The organism is Corallococcus sp. BB11-1 (assembly GCF_026626625.1).
Lineage (GTDB): Bacteria > Myxococcota > Myxococcia > Myxococcales > Myxococcaceae > Corallococcus > Corallococcus soli.
This window is the reverse complement of the sequence record NZ_JAPNJY010000004.1, coordinates 214,366-230,176: the sequence shown is the minus strand read 5'-3', so window position 1 is coordinate 230,176 and position 15,811 is coordinate 214,366. Positions and strand designations below refer to the sequence as shown.

The following is a 15,811-nucleotide window of genomic DNA, read 5'->3' as shown; positions in this document are numbered from 1 at the left end:
AGGGCCGGGATGAACCCGGCCCCTGCGCGGAGGCGATTCACATGAAGGTCTACGGCAACCCGATGAGCACGTGTAGCCGCAAGGTCATGATGGTCCTGGCGGAGAAGAACCGGGAGGTCGAGTTCATCAACATCGACCTCACGAAGGGCGAGCAGAAGACGCCCGCGCACCTCGCGCGTCAGCCCTTCGGCGTGGTGCCCGCGCTGGAGACGGACGACGGCTTCATGATGTACGAGTCGCGCGCCATCATCCGCTACCTGGACCGCACCCTGCCGGGCACGTCGCTGACCCCGACGGACGCCAAGGCCTACGCGCTCATGGAGCAGTTCATGGGCGTGGAGCAGTCCTACTTCTCCGGCCCCGCGATGAAGATCGTCATGGAGCGCTTCCGGGGCACCAACGACGAGGCCAACGTCGCCAAGGGCCGCGAGGGCATGAAGAAGCCGCTGGAGGTCATCGACGCGGTGCTGGCGAAGCAGCCCTTCCTCGCGGGCAACGACTTCACGCTCGCGGAGGTCACCTGGGCCCCGTACGTGGACTACCTCCTCGCCATGGGTGAGCAGCCCGCCCTCGCCGAGCACAAGAACGTGATGGCCTGGTGGGACCGCGTGTCCAGCCGGCCCTCGTTCAAGAAGGCCACCGGCCGCTAATCCGTCCACGCAGGCCCCTTCCTCCGCGTCGTCCGAATGCAGCGTCAGGGCCTCTTCCGCGCGCCTCCAGGCGGTGGAAGGGGCCCTGCTGCCTTCCGGAGGGTCGCGCTGACAAGCGGCCGTCAGGCCCCCCGGAGATGGGCACGCGACCTGGCGCCGTTCGGACAGCGGTGGCCTATCCTACGGGATGACCCTCACGCGAAGGCCGCCCCCGTCGCTCCTCCGGACGGTGCTCGTTGCCACCGACTTTTCGCCTGCCGCGGCGCGCGCCGTGGAGCGGACCGCCCGCCTGCCGCTCGCCCCGGGGGCCGCCGTCGTCCTGCTGCACTCGCTTCCGGGACGGGCGCCCAGGGAGTTCGTGGAGCAGGCCCGGGAGCGGGCCGGCAGGATACTGGCGGTCGTCGCGCACGAACTCCACGCCTCGCTTCACGCCGCCGGCTCCAGCGCCTCCGTCGAGGCGCGGCTCGTGTTCGGGAAGCCGGCCCCCACGCTCGTGAGCCAGGCCCAGTCCATGGGCGCGGACCTGGTCGTGCTGGGCCGGCATGGCCGCCGACCCCTCCGGGACCTGTTCCTGGGCTCCACCGCCGAGCACGTCATCCGCTACGGCCTGTCTCCGGTGCTCGTGGTCCACGGGCTCGTGGAGGACAGGTACCGCCGTCCCCTGGTGGCCGTGGATGCCGAGGAGACGTCGTTGCACGCCGCGAGTTTCGTGGCCGCCCTGCTGGAGCCGCGCACCTCGCTGCGGCTCATCCACGCGTACGAGTCGCCGCTGGAATACATGTTCCTCTCCGGACTGACGCTCGATGAGCGCGCGCGGTATCGGGCACGGTTCAAGGAGACCGCGCTGCGCAAGCTGCGTCCGCTTCACCGGCACCTGGACGCCATGGGCCTGCGCTACCGTCAGGTCCTCAAGCACGGCAGCCCGTACTCCACCATCCTGAAGGAAGCGAGCCGGTGCCGGGCGGACCTGCTCGCGCTCGGCACCCAGGCCCGCTCCGGCTTGTCGCGCGTCCTGCTGGGGAGCGTGGCGGCGGACGTGGTTCGCGAAGCCGGCTGCGACATCCTCGTGGTCCGGCCCCCCGTCACGGAAAATGGCGGACCGCCATGAGGCAGGGAGGCCGCGGCCATGCCTGAAGGCAGCCTCTTCTTCCACCTCATGTCCGCGCGGGTCACGGCCTTCATCGGCGCGACGGTGGCTTCGCCCCCGAGGCAGTCCGTCGCGGTATCCGGCGTCGCATCCCGCGTCTGCGTCACCGAACAGAAGGCACGACCCGGCATCACGGCGTCAGGCTGACGCGCCACGGCTTCACGCGCAGCCCCCAGGCCCCTGGAGGCATCCAGCGCGGGCGTGGGGGCGTCATGCTCGCGAGTGGATGCGCTTGCGCAGTCGCTCGGCCGCGAACTCCAGGAAGGCCGCCGCTGCCCGACGCTGGGGGCCCGGCAGGTGGACCAGGTGCACCGGGACGGGCTGTGGCTCGAACGGCTCAAGCACCACGCGCAGCCGCTTGTCCGCGAGCAGCGAGTCCACCTGGTAGGACAGGACCCGCACGAGCCCCACGCCGGCCAGCGCGGCTTCGATGGCCGCCTGGGCCGTGTTGACGATCAGCCGTGGACGCACGACGACGCCTCGCTCCCGCCTCCCGCCGCTCGGGAAGGACCAGCGATCCGCGATGGGGGTCGTGGTCGTGAACGCGATGCAGGCGTGGCGGGCCAGCGCCTCCGGGTCCTTCGGCACGCCCGCGCGCTTCAGGTACGCCGGACTCGCGCAGAGGATGGATCGCACGTGGCCGACCCCGCGGGCCCGCAGTGCCGAGTCGGAGAGCGCGCCGATGCGCACGCCCAGGTCGATGCCCTCCTCCGCCAGTGACACCACGCGATCAAGCAGGGTGAGTCGCAGGTCCAGTTGGGGGTGGGCCTCCAGGAACTCCGCCACCACGGGCACGAGGTGAAGCTGGCCGAACAGCACCGACGCCGTCACGGACAGCGTGCCGTGCAACTCCGCACGGGCGTCCGAAGGCGCTTCCAGGAGGTCGAACTCCGCCAGCGCCCGGCGGCTGCGCTCAAGGTAGCGCTCGCCTTCCCCCGTGAGCGAGACGGACCGGGTGGTCCGGTTCAGCAGGCGCGTGCCCAGCCGCTTCTCCAGCGCGGCGACGGCGCGGGTGACGCTCTGCGGGGAACGTGAGTGGGCGTGCGCGGCCTCGATGAAGCTCCCCAGGCTCGCGACGGACACGAAGAGGCGCCACTCCCCGACTCGATCCATTGTTCCACCTCCTGGAATACTGTTACCACGGATGCGCCATTGTTGACGGAACGGGAGGTCCGTACCTTGGGTTCACGGTCACGGTGCTGGCGACCGCCACCCCACCGGCAGGACGCCTGGAGGTTCGTGTCAATGAAACCCAGCTCAAGTGATGTGGCCTTCTCCCCGGCGGTGAAGCAGGTGCAGGGCGAGCGCGGCTCCAGGGCGGCGTATGCCCGGATGGAGCGCGCCGGGGGCTTCGAGACCGAGGTGACGGAGAGCCTGCGCGCGTTCCTGGCGCAGGTGGACACGGGGTTCCTGGCGACCGCGAGCGCGGAGGGACAGCCCTACGTCCAGCATCGAGGGGGCCTCCGAGGCTTCATCCAGGCGCTCGACGAGCACACGCTCGGGTTCGTCGATTTCGTGGGCAACCGCCAGTTCGTCTCGACGGGCAACCTGTCGGAGAATGATCGGGTATGTCTGTTCCTCATCGACTACGCGCACCAGCGCCGCGTCAAGGTTTGGGGCGCGGCGCGCGTCGTCCCCGCGACGGACGCACTGCTGTCCCGGTTCACCCCCACGGAGCCCCGGGCGCGCCCCGAGCAGATCATCCTCATCACGGTGAGCGCCTGGGACGTGAACTGCCCGAAGCACATTCCCCAGAAGCTTGATGCCTCCGAGGTGGCCCAGGCGCTTCAGCGGCTGGAGAAGCGCATCGCGGAGCTGGAAGCCGAGAACCGCGACCTCAAGGCGACGCTCTAGCGCAGTGATGTGAAGCCAGCAGCACGGCTTCTCCCGGTCCTGCTCGTCCCCGCGCCCATGGCCTGTCAAGGGGCCCGCCAGTGCACCTGCCTGTTGCTGGACCGCGAGACGGGCGCGTACCGCGTCTACACGCAACAAACGCTGGCGTGCCACTCTTTGAAGGAGTCGTGCAGCTGGAGCGTATGTCCAAGCCGCGTGTCTCCCATGCCACCACTTGACCGCACTCCCGAACACAATGACAGAGGTAGAGTATCCAAAAGCAAAGATATGTCATGCGGGCTTCCGGACGCGATTCGCGCGACCGGAGGCAGTCAGTCATTGGGGGGAGTCCGCATGAAGAAGACAGGGATGATGTTGGGTCTGTGCGTTGCGATGGGTCTTTCCACCGTCAGCTTCGCCGGCACCAAGGTGAGCAGTCCCGTCGTTGTGAATACCGTTATGCCGCCCTGCTCGCGCAGGTCCGTTCGCTGAATTCGGACTCGTACCTGCAGGCCACCTACGACGTCTCGGGGAACTGCACGGACATCGTGGTCGGCACCGGCTCCTCCTTCGAGCCCAAGGTGCCCTGAGCGGCCTCGGTTGAAGGCATCCCCACGCCATGATTCCACTCAGCCGCACGCTCGTCGTGCTCAACCTGATGCTCTTTGGCGTGGGGCTTGCCCTCTTCGTGCAGGGGCAGCGCGCCTCCATTGGCTCCCAGGATCTCCAGGTCCGGCTGGAGCGGCTGGAGGGGCGCCTCGACCAGTTGCTCGCGCAGCGCCAGGGCCTCGCCGTGGCACTGCCGGGTGCGCCCATCCCGGCGCCCGCCGCGCTGCCCGCGGACCTGGACGCGCGCTTCGAGCAGGCCGTGACCCGCGCGTTGCAGGCCCAGGCCTCCAGCGCCGGGCCCCAGGAGGACGCCCCGGCGTCCCAGAAGCCGACCGTTCCCGCCCCGGAGAACGCGGCGGCCTGGGCCCGCGGCAACGAGGTGGTGGACCGGGCCCTCAACGCCCGCCAGTGGGGGGATGCCCAGGCACGTGAGCTGTCCGCGTCCATGTCGTCGCTCACGCCACAACAGCAGCAGGATCTGCTGCGCCGGCTCATCGTGGCCATCAACGAGGGCCACCTGAAGGTGGAGACGCAAGGCCCGTTCTTCTGGACGGAAGCGACGGCCACCGCCCTTGCGCCGCCTGCTTCAGCGCGGTGACGTGCAGCTTCACCCTCGTCATCATCGCGCGCATGACGCGGCCCCGCTTCGCCTCGTCCGGATCCATCAGCACCCCCTGCGTGCAGGTGGGGACAGGCTGCCAGGACCGCCCGAAGCGGCGGCCTTCCAGACACTCCCTGCCCAGCCTGACCCTCCCTCGAACCGGGCGTGCACCCCCTTCCGGCTTTCCGGACGAAATCAAGGGGCATGTCAGACGCCCCGGGCACAGTGGATCCCGGGTGCAGGACGGGCGGGGTCGGGGAGCTGGCGGCAAGAGGGCGGCACATGGAGCAAGAGCACTTCGCGCTGGGCGGTGTTCCGGGGACGGACGGGGAGGGTTCCTCTCGCGGTTCCATCCCGCTGCGGACGCGCCGTACGGATGTGGGACGGGAACTGTCGTCGCGGGAGCGCGCCGCTACAGTGCGCCCCGTCGTGAGCGCCACCCCCGCCCTCCTTGCATCCGTCGCCGTTGGCCGTCCCGTGCGCGGGGAGTTCACCTACCTGGTGCCGGACGCGCTCGCGGGCAGCCTGGCCCCGGGCCAGCGCGTGCTCGTGCCCTTTGGCCGGGGCATGGCGCTGGGCTTCTACCTGGGGCCCGCCAACGCGCCGGTGGAAGGCGGCGTCCGGCTCAAGCCCATCCAGCGCGTGCTGGAGGACTCGCCGTCGCTGCCCAAGGACCTCATCGCGCTCTTGCGCTTCGCGGCCGAGCACTACCGCCACCCGCTGGGCGAGGTCATCCGCGGCGCGCTGCCGCCGGGCCTCTCCACCGCGGTGGACGAGAAGGCGGCGAAGGCGGACGTGCAGCACTTCGCGGAGGCGCTCGTCACGGAGGTGCCGCCGCAGCTCAACCGCGCCCCGGCGCAGGCCGCCGCGCTCCAGTACCTGCTGGCGGTGGGCGGACGCGCGCAGTTGGAGGAGGTGGCGCACGCCATCCCCGGCGCGCGGGAGACGCTCAAGAAGCTGGCGGCGCGCGGGATGGTGAAGCTGGTGGAGGTGGTGCTGGAGCCCGGCGTGCGCGAGGGCCTCATCCAGGGCCGCCCGGACCGGCTCACCCCGGAGCAGGACGCGGCGGTGCGCGAGCTCCAGGGCGCGGTGGACGCCGGGGGCTTCCAGCCGTACCTCCTGCACGGCGTCACCGGCAGCGGCAAGACGGAGGTGTACCTGCGCGCGGTGGAGCACGCGCTGGCGCAGGGCAAGGGCAGCCTGGTGCTGGTGCCGGAGATCGCCCTGACGCCGCAGCTCGTGGGGCGCTTCCGCAGCCGCTTCGGCGGGGACGTGGCGGTGCTGCACTCGGGGCTGAAGGACCGGGAGCGGCTGTTCCACTGGCAGGCCCTGCGCAAGGGCACGGTGAAGATCGCCGTGGGCGTGCGCTCGGCGGTGTTCGCGCCGGTGGAGAACCTGGGGCTCATCGTCGTGGACGAGGAGCACGACCCGTCCTTCAAGCAGGACGAGAAGCTGCGCTATCAGGCGCGCGACCTGGCGGTGGTGCGCGGCAAGCAGGCCGGCGCCGTGGTGGTGCTGGGCTCGGCCACGCCCGCGCTGGAGACGCTCCAGAACGCGCGCGCGGGGCGCTACAAGCTGCTGGAGCTGAAGAGCCGCGTGGATGACCGGCCCATGCCCACCATCAGCCTGGTGGACCTGCGCGTGGAGCGTCCGCGCGAGGGGCAGGTGACGGAAGAGGCGCCCATCCTGAGCCCGCAGATGCTCCAGGCGATGGAGGAGACGGTGGCCAAGGGGCAACAGGTCATCCTGTTCCTCAACCGCCGGGGCCACAGCACCATCCTCCTGTGCGAGGTGTGCGGCCTGTCGCTCAAGTGCCACGACTGCGACGTGTGCATGACGCACCACCGCTCCCAGAACCGGGTGGTGTGCCACTACTGCGGCGTGGCGTTCCCGGTGCCTGCCAGCTGCCGCGAGTGCACGGGCCCGCTGCTCAAGCTGGGCATCGGCACGGAGCGCGTGGAGGCGGAGGTCTCCGAAAGGCTGCCGGGCGCGCGCGTGGCGCGGCTGGACCGGGACTCGGCGACGAGCGCGGAGCGGCTGACGGAGCTGCTGGCGTCGTTCGCGCGCCGGGAACTCGACGTCCTGGTGGGCACGCAGATGGTGGCCAAGGGGCACGACTTCCCGGGCGTGACGCTGGTGTGCGTGGTGATGGCGGACACGTCGCTGGCCATCCCCGACTTCCGGGCCTCGGAGCGCACCTTCCACCTGCTCACCCAGGTGGCGGGGCGGGCGGGGCGCGGCAAGGACCCGGGCCGTGTGCTGGTGCAGACCTACAACCCGGACGCGGAGCCGGTGAAGCGGATGCTGGCGCACGACTTCGACGGGTTCGCCAGGCAGGAGCTGGAGTGGCGCAAGGCGCTGGCCTACCCGCCCTTCGCGCGCATGGCGGCCGTCCGGCTGGAAGGGGAGCACCCCGAGCAGACCGCCAGCGTGGCGCGCTTCCTGGGGAACCTGGTGGGTCGCCACATGCCGCCGGCCTCCGTGGGGGTGCGCCTGCTGGGGCCCGCCCTGGCGCCCATCGCCCGAATCCGGGGCAAGACGCGCTGGCAGCTCCTGCTCAAGGCGCCGACGCATGCGGCGCTTGCCCCACTGCTCGCCCGGTTGGAGGCGGCCTTGGCGGATGTGCCATCCGGGGTGAGGGTCGTCATCGACGTGGATCCCGGGGCCATGATGTAGAGTGTCCGCCCCCCCATGGGCGCCTCGGTCCTCCTCGTACACGACGACATCGCCACCATCGCCGCCGTCCGGCGATTGCTGTCCCGCGAAGGGCACGAGGTCATCCTCGCCACCTCCGCCGCGGACGCACTCATTGCCTTCGGGCACCACCTGCCAGAACTCATCGTGCTCGCCCCCGGGGTGGAGAGCGGGCGCGGACGCGTGGTGCTGGAGGAGTTGCTCCAGCACCCGGACGGCCACAAGGCCCGGGTGCTGCTGCTGAGCGAAGCCATTGACGGCTTCAGCGCCCCGGTCGCGCCGCTGCCGCTGGACGGGCCCGGCTTCGTGACGCTGGTGGACACGTTGATCCGCGCGCCCGCGGAGGCGGACGGCTGGCGCGTGGTGGAGAACCGGACGCTCGCGGAGCCCGCGCGGGGCACCGGCCCCGGTTCGGAGGAGACGTGGCACGCGACGACGGCGCACGCGGTGGGCGGAGACCCGGCGCTGGCCAACGCGCTGTTCGGGGACCTGGCGCCGCTGAACCAGACGGACTGGGAAGTGGCGGCGATGACGCGCGAGGAGCGCAGCGCGCACGTCGTCCACCAGCAGCGTGAGCAGAGCACGCACCTGGCGATGAACGTCGCGCTGGAGCAGGCGCACCTGGAGGTGGAAGCGGAGGCGATGGCGTCCATCGACTCGGCGCTGTCGGTGGGCACGGCGTCTTCTTCCGCGTCGGCGTGGAAGGGCGGCTCGTCGGGTGCGGACACCGGGGAGGCCTGGGGCGAGGGCGATCCGGACGCGGACATCGGGCAGGAGTGGGACGCGGATCCGGACGCGCCCCGGAAGAGCGCGGCGGCGGCGTTTCCTCCGGTGCCCGACGGACGGGCCTCGCAGGAGCGCGCGACGTTGCGCTTCCCCTTCCCGAACGAGGTGGTGCCGAGCGCCGGGGCGAAGTCGGCGGAGGCGGATCCGCTGGCGGTCACGGAGGATTTCGACGCGGAGCTGCGCGCGGACGCGGAGCGGCTGTCCCGCGAGCAGGGGGCGGAGGCGGGGCTCCCCTCGGGGAAGCTCGCGTTCCGGGAGGAGCGCCTCACCCCGCCTGGGCTGCGGCCGGTGAAGCCCACGCCGAGGCTGGGGGACGAGGACTTCTTCGACGTCGACTCGGACGACGTCCCTGGCATGGCGCCCGAGGCGAAGATCCCCGTTCGAGAGGGCGCGGAGCCGCTGGCCTGGACGGAGCTGGCGCCGGATCCCGAGCTGGAAGCGCGCCGCACGGCTTCGGATGGAGCGTCCGCGTCGGCGGCCTTCGATGAGACGGACTTCGGTTCGGTCGCGGACGACGTGGCGAAGGAAGAGCGCGCCGCCGCGGCAGGCGCTGGTGGGACGGACGACGCGGAGCCGACCCGGGAGGAGTTGGAAGCCGCGGGGCTGTCCACGGACGAGGACGCGGATCCGACCGACGAGGAGCTGGCTGCGGCGGGGCTGTCCACGGGCGACGGCGACGCGGCGGCGGAACCGACCGCGGAGGAGCTGGCGGCAGCGGGCCTGTCGAACTGGGACGTGCTGGAGGCGGAGCTCAAGGCCTCCGCGGAGGCTCGGGACCAGGAGGGTGGGGCGACCGACGATGAAGAGACCCGGGGCGCCGCGAAGCCGGAGGCGACCGCCGCGCCCGTGAAGCCGGTGGGCGCGGACTGGTTCGACTCCGAGACGGTCGATGACGACGCGAAGGCGCCGTCGGCGGAAGGTGCCCGTCCGCTCGCGGGGGCGGAGTCTCGGGATGCCTCGGCGTCACGCGCGGATGCGAAGACGGAGACGCGCGAAGCGACGGGGTCGGGTGATGGTGATGCTCCCTCGCGCACGGATGACGAAGCGAAGTCGGACCGTGCGGCCACGGAACCCGCGCCGAGCGATGCGTCGCGCGTGAGCGCCGCAGCAGCGCGCCCAGGTGGATGGGACGCGAGTCGTACGGTCCCGGGTTCATCGACCTCCAAGCAGGGAGGGCTCCTCTGGTCGAACAGGCCGCGCCCCGCGAGCACCGGCGTCCAGGAACCTGCCGCGCCTTTCGCCAGGGCCGTGGAGGTTGAGGCGAAGGCGGAGGCCGGACCTGGGCCCGAGGCGGGCGCGAAGGCGCAGGCCGCGCTGACGCAGGACGCTGGCGCGAAGAAGGATGCGGGCGCGAAGCAGGACGCTGTTTCGGCGGATGAGTCCGAGGCCAGCTCGCAACTGGAAGTCGAGCTGGAATCCCTGCGCGAGGAGCTGGCGCAGGCCTACGCCCTCATCCAGGAGGCGGAGGCCCGCGCGGCGGACGCGGAGTCCCTGGCCGAGGCGGAGCAGACGCTTCGCATCGAACTGGAGGAGCGCGTCGCGAGCGAAGCGCGAGCGCGCGAGGATGCCCGGCTCGAAGCGGACGCGGAGGTCGAGGCCCGCAGCTCCGTGGAGGTGCGCGCCGAAGCGGAGGTCCACGCCCGTGCACGCGCCGAGTCCCTGCTGAAGCAGGCCTCGGCGGCCCACGCGGATTCGGAAGTCCGGGCCGTGTCGGCGACGCAGGCCCTGGCGGAGGTGGAGGCCCGGCTCGCGTCCGAAGCGGGTGGACGGGTGGACGCCGAGTCCCGAGCGGATTCGGAAGAGCGTGCGCGCCGCGAAGCCGAGGCCGTCGCGGAGATGGCGCGGCTCGAACTCGCCGAGCTTGAGAAGCGCATGGCCTCGGAGGTCCACGCGCGCGAGGAGGCTGAACGCCTCGCACGGCAGGAGACCCAGGCCCGCGCGGAGGCCGAAGCTCGCGCCGAACTGGAGCAGGCAGCCCGCACCGAAGCGGAAGCCCGGGCCGAAGCAGAGGCCGAAGCGCGAATCGTGGCGGAAGCCCGCGCCAACGCGGAAGCCGAGGCTCGCCTCGCGGCGGAGGCTCGCGCCGAAGCCGAAACCACGGCCCGCGAGGAGTCCCGGCGGCGAGCGGAGACCGAAGCCCGGGCCCGGGAGGAGCTGGAGACCCGCGACGGCAAGGAGGCCGCGCTCCGTGCGGACCTGGAGGCCCGGCGCGCCGATGCCGAAGCCCGGGCTGACGCCGAGTCGAAGGCACGGGTCGCCGCCGAAGCGAAGGTGAAGCACTCCGCGCAGGCGCTGTCGCTGGTGGAGGTGCGAGCACACCAACTGGCCCAATCGCTGGCCCAGTCCGAAGCGAAGGGGAAGCAGGCGGCCCAGACGTTGGCGCAGGCGGAGGGCCGGGCGCAGCAGGCCGCGCAGGCGCTGGCGCAGGCCGAAGCGAAGGCGACGCAGTCCGCCCAGACGCTGGCGCAGGTGGAAGCGCGAGCCCAGCAACTGGCTCAGGTGCTGCTGCAGGCCGAAGCGAAGGCGAGGCAGTCCGCCCAGACGCTCGCGCAGGCGGAGGGGCGTGCCGCGCAAGCGGAGGAGTCCCGGGCCAGCGCCGAAGCCCGGGCGGAGCAGGCCGAGGAGTCCCGGAAGCAGACCGAGGCCACCACCGCGAAGTCCGGAGAGGCCCTGGCGGATGCGGAAGCGCGGGCCGCGCGGGCCGAGGAAGCCCTGACGCAGGCCCACGCCCGAGCAGAGCAGTCGGAGGAGGTCCGCAAGCGGAACGAGGCGCAGTTCGCCGAGACCATGGGCCAGGCCAACGCCCGCATGGAGCAGCTCAAGCAGGCGCGCCAGCGGGCCGAGGCGAAGGCCGCCCAGCCCGCCGAGGCCCTGCTCCAGTCGGAAGCACGGGTGGAGCAACTGACGCGGGCCCTGAAGCAGGCCGAAGCCCGCGTGAGCGAGCTGTCAGACGCAGTGAAGCGCGCTGAAGCGCAGGCCCTGGAGGCAGCGCAGGCACGAGACGCCAGCGCCGAACAGCTCGCGCGAGCGACGGCCCAGGCAGAGGCCCTCACCGAACAGCTCGCGCTGACCCAGGCCGGGACGAAGAGCCAGACGGATCAGCTCACGCAGGCGGAAGCCCGCCTCGAACAACTCACGCACGCCCAGGCGCAGGCGGAGGCGCGCGCGGAGCAGCTCACGCAAACGCTGGCCCAGGCGGAGGGCCGGGCGGATCAGCTCCAACAGGGACGGAGCGAAGCGGAAGCTCGCGCGGAGCAGCTCACGCAGGCGCGGACCGAAGCCGAACACCGCGTAGAACAGCTCACGAAGGCGCAGGCCGAACTCCAGGCCCGGACGGATCAGCTCACGCAGGCGCTGGCCCAGGCGGAGTCTCGCGCCGAGCAGTCCACCCACGCCCAGACCGACGCGACCAGCCGCGCGGATGAACTCGCGCGGGCCCAGGCCGAAGCGCGGGCACACGCGGCCCAGGCCGAACAGGCGCTGGAGGAGGCCAACCGCCTGCGCTCCGAGGCGGAGTCCCGCGCCGAGGAGCAGACGAAGGCCCGCGAGGACGCGGAGGCCCGGGCCCTGAAGGCCGAACAGAAGGCCTCCGAGTCCACCGCGAAGGCCACGGCCGAGGGCCGCCACCGCACCGTGCTGGAGGTCCGCCTCGACTCCGAGGCCCGGGCGCGCAAGGACATCGAAGAGCGCATCGAAACCGAGTCCCAGGCCCGCACCGCCGCGGAGGCCCGCCTCGCCGCCGAAACCCAGGCGCGCGCGGACGCGGAGGCCCGCCTCCAGTCGGAGGCCGCCGCCCTCACGCAGGCCCGCGACACCCTCCAGGCCCAGCTCGAACAGCTCCGCGAGGAGCTCACCCGCGAGCGCGAAGCCCGCGTGAAGCTGGAGGCGGACGCCGTCGAGCAGCGCCTCCAGACCGACCGCGAGCGCGAACAACTGGAAGCCCGCGCGCAGCGGGACGCGGAGGAGGCCGCGGCGCAGGCCCGGGCCTCGCTGCTGCCGCTCGAATCGCCGGGCCGCCCGGAGATGGCGGTGGCGCGCAGCGGCAGCCTCACCCAGGAGGGGCTCGCGCGCCTCGTCCTGCGGCTGTGCGACGCGCGCATGGAAGTGCGCCTGGAGCTCAAGGTGATGAACGCGCTGCGCGTGCTGTGGCTGCGCGACGGCGCGCTGGTGGGCGCCGCGTCCTCGGCGCAGGGTGAATCCCTCATCGACCGCGCCCGGGCGGACGGCCTCATCGACGCGCGCCAGGAAGCGGAGCTGCGGCTGGTGCGCAGCGCCACCACGGGCACGTTGCTGGAGGCCCTGCGCGGCAGAGGCTACGTGCGCGAAGCCGAATCCGTCCCGCTGGTGCAGCGCTACACCGAACAGGTCTTCCTGGACGCGCTCGCGGAGCCCTCCACGCTCTACCGGCTGGTGCAGGAGCCCGCGCCCCACGAGGTGGCGCTCGCCGCCGCCACGCGCCCGCCGCTGCACCTGCTGGCCGAGGGCCTGCGCAACACCCTCACCGCGGAGTCCCTGCTGGACGCGGCGGGCTCGCTGCGTGCGCACGTGGCGCGCGGCGACGCGCACGTCGCCCCTGCGGACTTCGGAATCACCGGACGCGAACTCCAGCTCCTCCAGGGCGTGGACGGGGAGCGCACGCTGGAGATGCTGCTCCTGAGCGCGGGGCTGCCCCAGGACGGCGCGCTCAAGACGCTCGCGGTGGCGCGGACGCTGGGGCTCATCGTGCTGCACCCGCCGTCGGACGACGCCATGGGGGACCTGCCCCCGGAGCTGGACGTGCACCGCCTGGAGGCCAAGTTCGAGGAGATCCAGGAGGCGGACTACTTCACGGTGCTGGGGCTCGCGCGCTCGGCCGGAAGCGAGGAGGTCAAGCGGGCCTACGCCCTCCTGGCCGCCGAGTTCCACCCCCTGCGCTTCGCCGGTCATCCGGACCCCGCCCTCCAACACCGCGCACAGCAGATTCGCGCCGTGCTGACGGAGGCCGCCCGGGCGCTGGGGGATGACCGGCTGCGAGGGGAGTACGCGCGTAATCTGCTCGACTGAAGCCCCGTGGGGACGGTTGCCCGTCGCGGTCCGGTGGGGTTAAGAGTGCCCCATGGTTCGCGAAATTCTCATCTGGCCCGACCCCATCCTGAAGCAGAAGGCCCGGCCCGTGGTGAAGGTGGACGACAAGGTCCGCGCGCTGGTGAAGGACATGTTCGAGACGATGTACGCCGCCGAAGGCGTGGGCCTCGCCGCCCCGCAGGTGGGCGTGCTCCAGCGCATCATCGTCCTGGACACCCGGCCTCAGCAGCCGGAGGCGAAGCCCCTGGCGATGATCAACCCGGAGTTCGTCTCGCTCGAAGGTGAGACGACCTACACGGAAGGCTGCCTGTCCATCCCCGGCGAGGCCGAGGACGTGGACCGCGCCGCCGTCGCCACGGTGCGCTACCTGGACGAGGACGGCCAGGAGCAGATGCTGCGCTGTGACGGCCTGCTCGCCATCGCCGTGCAGCACGAGACGGACCACCTGGACGGCACCGTCTTCGTGGACCACGTCTCGTCGCTCAAGCGCGGGCTCATCCGCAAGCGGATGCTGAAGCACAAGGCGTCGCGCGACCAGGGCGCCCCGGCGTCCGCTTAAGCCTTCGCGGTGGCGCTCACGCCCTTCTTCGGGCAGCGCGCCGCCACCGTGCAGGAAGCGCAGGCCGGCGAGCGCGCGAAGCACATGCGCCGCCCATGCCACACGAGCAGCTGATGCCCCAGGGTCCACCGCTCCCGGGGCAGCAGCGCCTGCAGGTCCTTCTCCACCTTGTCCGGATCCTCGTGGGTCGTGAGGCCCATCCGGTACGCGAGCCGCTTCACATGCGTGTCCACGGGGAAGGCCGCGTCGCCGCCCAGGTGGATGCACACCACGCCGGCGGTCTTGAGGCCCACGCCCGGCAGCTGCGCCAGCGTGTCGCGCACCAGGGGCACCTGGCCTCCGTGCTCGGCGACGAGCGTGCGCGCCGTGGCCACGATGTTCTTCGCCTTCGCGCGGTACAGGCCGCAGGTGCGGATGAAGGGCTCCACGTCCGTGGCCTCCACGGCGGCGTAGGCCCGGGCGTCGGGGAAGCGGGCGAACAGGGCGGGGGTCACCAGGTTGACGCGCTTGTCCGTGCACTGGGCGGACAGGATGACGGCGACCAGCAGCTCCAGGGGCGTGCGGTAGTCCAGCTCGATGCGGGCGTCCGGCATGGCCGCCTCCAGGCCGTCCAGGATTCCCACCGCGCGCTGCCGCTTCTCCGCCACTGTCTCTCGCCGGGCCACGCGGGCGTTGTATGTCACGGGGCGGCCCGGCCCAAGCGCGCAGGACGGGCGCCCTTTTCTTGAAGCGAGGAGAACCATGAAGCCCATCGACTTCCGCTCCGACACCGTGACGAAGCCCACGCCGGCCATGCGGCGCCTCATCGCCGACGCGGAGGTGGGCGACGACGTCTACGGCGAGGACCCCACGGTGCGCCGGCTGGAGGAGCGGGTGGCCGAGCGGCTCGGGCTGGAGGCCGCCGTCTTCGTCCCCTCCGGCACGCAGGCGAACCAGATCGCCATCGGCGCGCACTGCCGCACGGGCGACGAGGTGCTCACGGAGGAGGGCAGCCACATCCTGCACTACGAGGGCGGCGCGGTGCCGGCGCTCTGGGGCGTGCAGCCGGCGGCGCTGCCGGGCGAGCGGGGCCTGCTGACGCCCCAGACGGTGACGGCGGCGGTGCGCGAGGACAACATCCACAATCCCCGCACGCGCCTGCTGTCGCTGGAGAACACGCACAACCGGGGCGGCGGCACGGTGTGGCCGGTGGAGCGCTTCCGGGCGGTGGTGGAGGCGGGGCGCAAGGCGGGGCTCGCGGTGCACCTGGACGGAGCGCGGCTGTTCAACGCGGAGGTCGCGGCGGGGCAGCCGGCGTCCGCGTGGGCCTCGCTGACGGACTCGACGGCGGTGTGCTTCTCGAAGGGGTTGGGGGCGCCGGTGGGCTCGGCGCTCGCGGGAAGGGCGGACGTCATCCGCGAGGCGCGGCGGCTGCGCAAGCGGCTGGGCGGAGGCATGCGACAGGCCGGCCTCCTCGCGGCGGCGGCCCTGTACGCGCTGGACCACCACGTGGAGCGCCTGGCCGAGGACCACGCCAACGCGCGCCGGCTGGCGCAGGGGCTGGCGCAGGTGCCGGGCGTGACGGTGGACCTGTCGAGGGTGGAGACGAACATGGTGTTCGCGGACCTCGCGAGGCCCGCGGCGGAGGCCACCGCGCTGCTCCTGAAGCAGGGCATCCTGACCAACGCCACCGGCCCCCATTCCATCCGCCTCGTGTGCCACCTGGACGTGTCCGCGGCGGACATCGACGACGCCTTGGCGAGGATCCGGGCCGCCTTCGCCAGCTGACGGTGGCGCACGGGGGCCCTGGTTCCTGGCCCGGGTGCGAACCGCACGCACCAGCCCCCACCCACGGAGCCGCCACCGGCCGGAAACGGGAGCCCGGGCCG

11 protein-coding genes are annotated in these 15,811 nt (G+C 72.2%); 9 read left to right on the top strand and 2 right to left on the bottom strand.

The features are described 5' to 3' along the window. The first annotated feature begins 41 nt into the window (after positions 1–41). From OV207_RS06455 to OV207_RS06445, 3 genes are all read left to right on the top strand, one after another. Positions 42–650, top strand: coding sequence for a glutathione S-transferase family protein (locus OV207_RS06455; RefSeq protein WP_267553515.1), 609 nt, complete (start codon positions 42–44; stop codon positions 648–650). Between the two features lie 187 nt (positions 651–837). Beyond that, positions 838–1,758, top strand: a complete 921-nt coding sequence (locus tag OV207_RS06450) for a universal stress protein (RefSeq protein ID WP_267553513.1) — start codon at positions 838–840, stop codon at positions 1,756–1,758. Positions 1,759–1,776: 18 nt separating this feature from the next. Continuing rightward, positions 1,777–1,944 (top strand): hypothetical protein, encoded by a 168-nt coding sequence (locus OV207_RS06445; protein WP_267553511.1) that lies wholly within the window; start codon positions 1,777–1,779, stop codon positions 1,942–1,944. A 63-nt stretch (positions 1,945–2,007) separates the two neighbouring features. Here the strand turns inward: OV207_RS06445 and OV207_RS06440 are convergent, their stop codons facing one another. Next, entirely contained in the window at positions 2,008–2,910 is a 903-nt protein-coding gene (locus tag OV207_RS06440) for a LysR family transcriptional regulator (protein WP_267553509.1), read from the bottom strand. Between the two features lie 132 nt (positions 2,911–3,042). Between OV207_RS06440 and OV207_RS06435 the strand changes: the two genes are divergently transcribed. From OV207_RS06435 to def, 5 genes are all read left to right on the top strand, one after another. Then, positions 3,043–3,651 (top strand): pyridoxamine 5'-phosphate oxidase family protein, encoded by a 609-nt coding sequence (locus tag OV207_RS06435; protein ID WP_267553506.1) that lies wholly within the window; start codon positions 3,043–3,045, stop codon positions 3,649–3,651. 598 nt (positions 3,652–4,249) lie between these two features. Next, positions 4,250–4,837 (top strand): hypothetical protein, encoded by a 588-nt coding sequence (locus OV207_RS06430; RefSeq protein WP_267553505.1) that lies wholly within the window; start codon positions 4,250–4,252, stop codon positions 4,835–4,837. A 285-nt stretch (positions 4,838–5,122) separates the two neighbouring features. Continuing rightward, complete coding sequence (gene priA / locus OV207_RS06425; protein ID WP_227026766.1) at positions 5,123–7,516, top strand: replication restart helicase PriA; 2,394 nt, start codon at positions 5,123–5,125, stop codon at positions 7,514–7,516. Between the two features lie 15 nt (positions 7,517–7,531). After that, positions 7,532–13,363 (top strand): response regulator receiver protein, encoded by a 5,832-nt coding sequence (locus OV207_RS06420; protein ID WP_267553502.1) that lies wholly within the window; start codon positions 7,532–7,534, stop codon positions 13,361–13,363. A 52-nt stretch (positions 13,364–13,415) separates the two neighbouring features. After that, a complete protein-coding gene (gene def / locus OV207_RS06415; protein ID WP_193347076.1) occupies positions 13,416–13,943 on the top strand; it encodes a peptide deformylase in 528 nt (175 codons plus the stop codon). On the opposite strand, the gene nth is transcribed toward def, so the two are convergent. Next, entirely contained in the window at positions 13,940–14,686 is a 747-nt protein-coding gene (nth, locus tag OV207_RS06410; RefSeq protein ID WP_227026767.1) for an endonuclease III, read from the bottom strand. The genes def and nth overlap by 4 nt on opposite strands. Here nth and ltaE point away from each other — a divergent pair. Next, positions 14,685–15,710, top strand: a complete 1,026-nt coding sequence (gene ltaE, locus OV207_RS06405; RefSeq protein ID WP_193347078.1) for a low-specificity L-threonine aldolase — start codon at positions 14,685–14,687, stop codon at positions 15,708–15,710. The two genes, nth and ltaE, sit on opposite strands and share 2 nt — an antisense overlap. Positions 15,711–15,811 lie beyond the last annotated feature (101 nt).

Bases quoted from the DNA above. Each gene is read 5' to 3' on its own strand.
- OV207_RS06455 (WP_267553515.1), top strand. From the start codon at position 42: ATGAAGGTCTACGGCAACCCGATGAGCACGTGTAGCCGCAAGGTCATG.
- OV207_RS06450 (WP_267553513.1), top strand. From the start codon at position 838: ATGACCCTCACGCGAAGGCCGCCCCCGTCGCTCCTCCGGACGGTGCTC.
- OV207_RS06445 (WP_267553511.1), top strand. From the start codon at position 1,777: ATGCCTGAAGGCAGCCTCTTCTTCCACCTCATGTCCGCGCGGGTCACG.
- OV207_RS06440 (WP_267553509.1), bottom strand. From the start codon at position 2,910: ATGGATCGAGTCGGGGAGTGGCGCCTCTTCGTGTCCGTCGCGAGCCTG.
- OV207_RS06435 (WP_267553506.1), top strand. From the start codon at position 3,043: ATGAAACCCAGCTCAAGTGATGTGGCCTTCTCCCCGGCGGTGAAGCAG.
- OV207_RS06430 (WP_267553505.1), top strand. From the start codon at position 4,250: ATGATTCCACTCAGCCGCACGCTCGTCGTGCTCAACCTGATGCTCTTT.
- priA (WP_227026766.1), top strand. From the start codon at position 5,123: ATGGAGCAAGAGCACTTCGCGCTGGGCGGTGTTCCGGGGACGGACGGG.
- OV207_RS06420 (WP_267553502.1), top strand. From the start codon at position 7,532: ATGGGCGCCTCGGTCCTCCTCGTACACGACGACATCGCCACCATCGCC.
- def (WP_193347076.1), top strand. From the start codon at position 13,416: ATGGTTCGCGAAATTCTCATCTGGCCCGACCCCATCCTGAAGCAGAAG.
- ltaE (WP_193347078.1), top strand. From the start codon at position 14,685: ATGAAGCCCATCGACTTCCGCTCCGACACCGTGACGAAGCCCACGCCG.
- nth (WP_227026767.1), bottom strand. From the start codon at position 14,686: ATGGTTCTCCTCGCTTCAAGAAAAGGGCGCCCGTCCTGCGCGCTTGGG.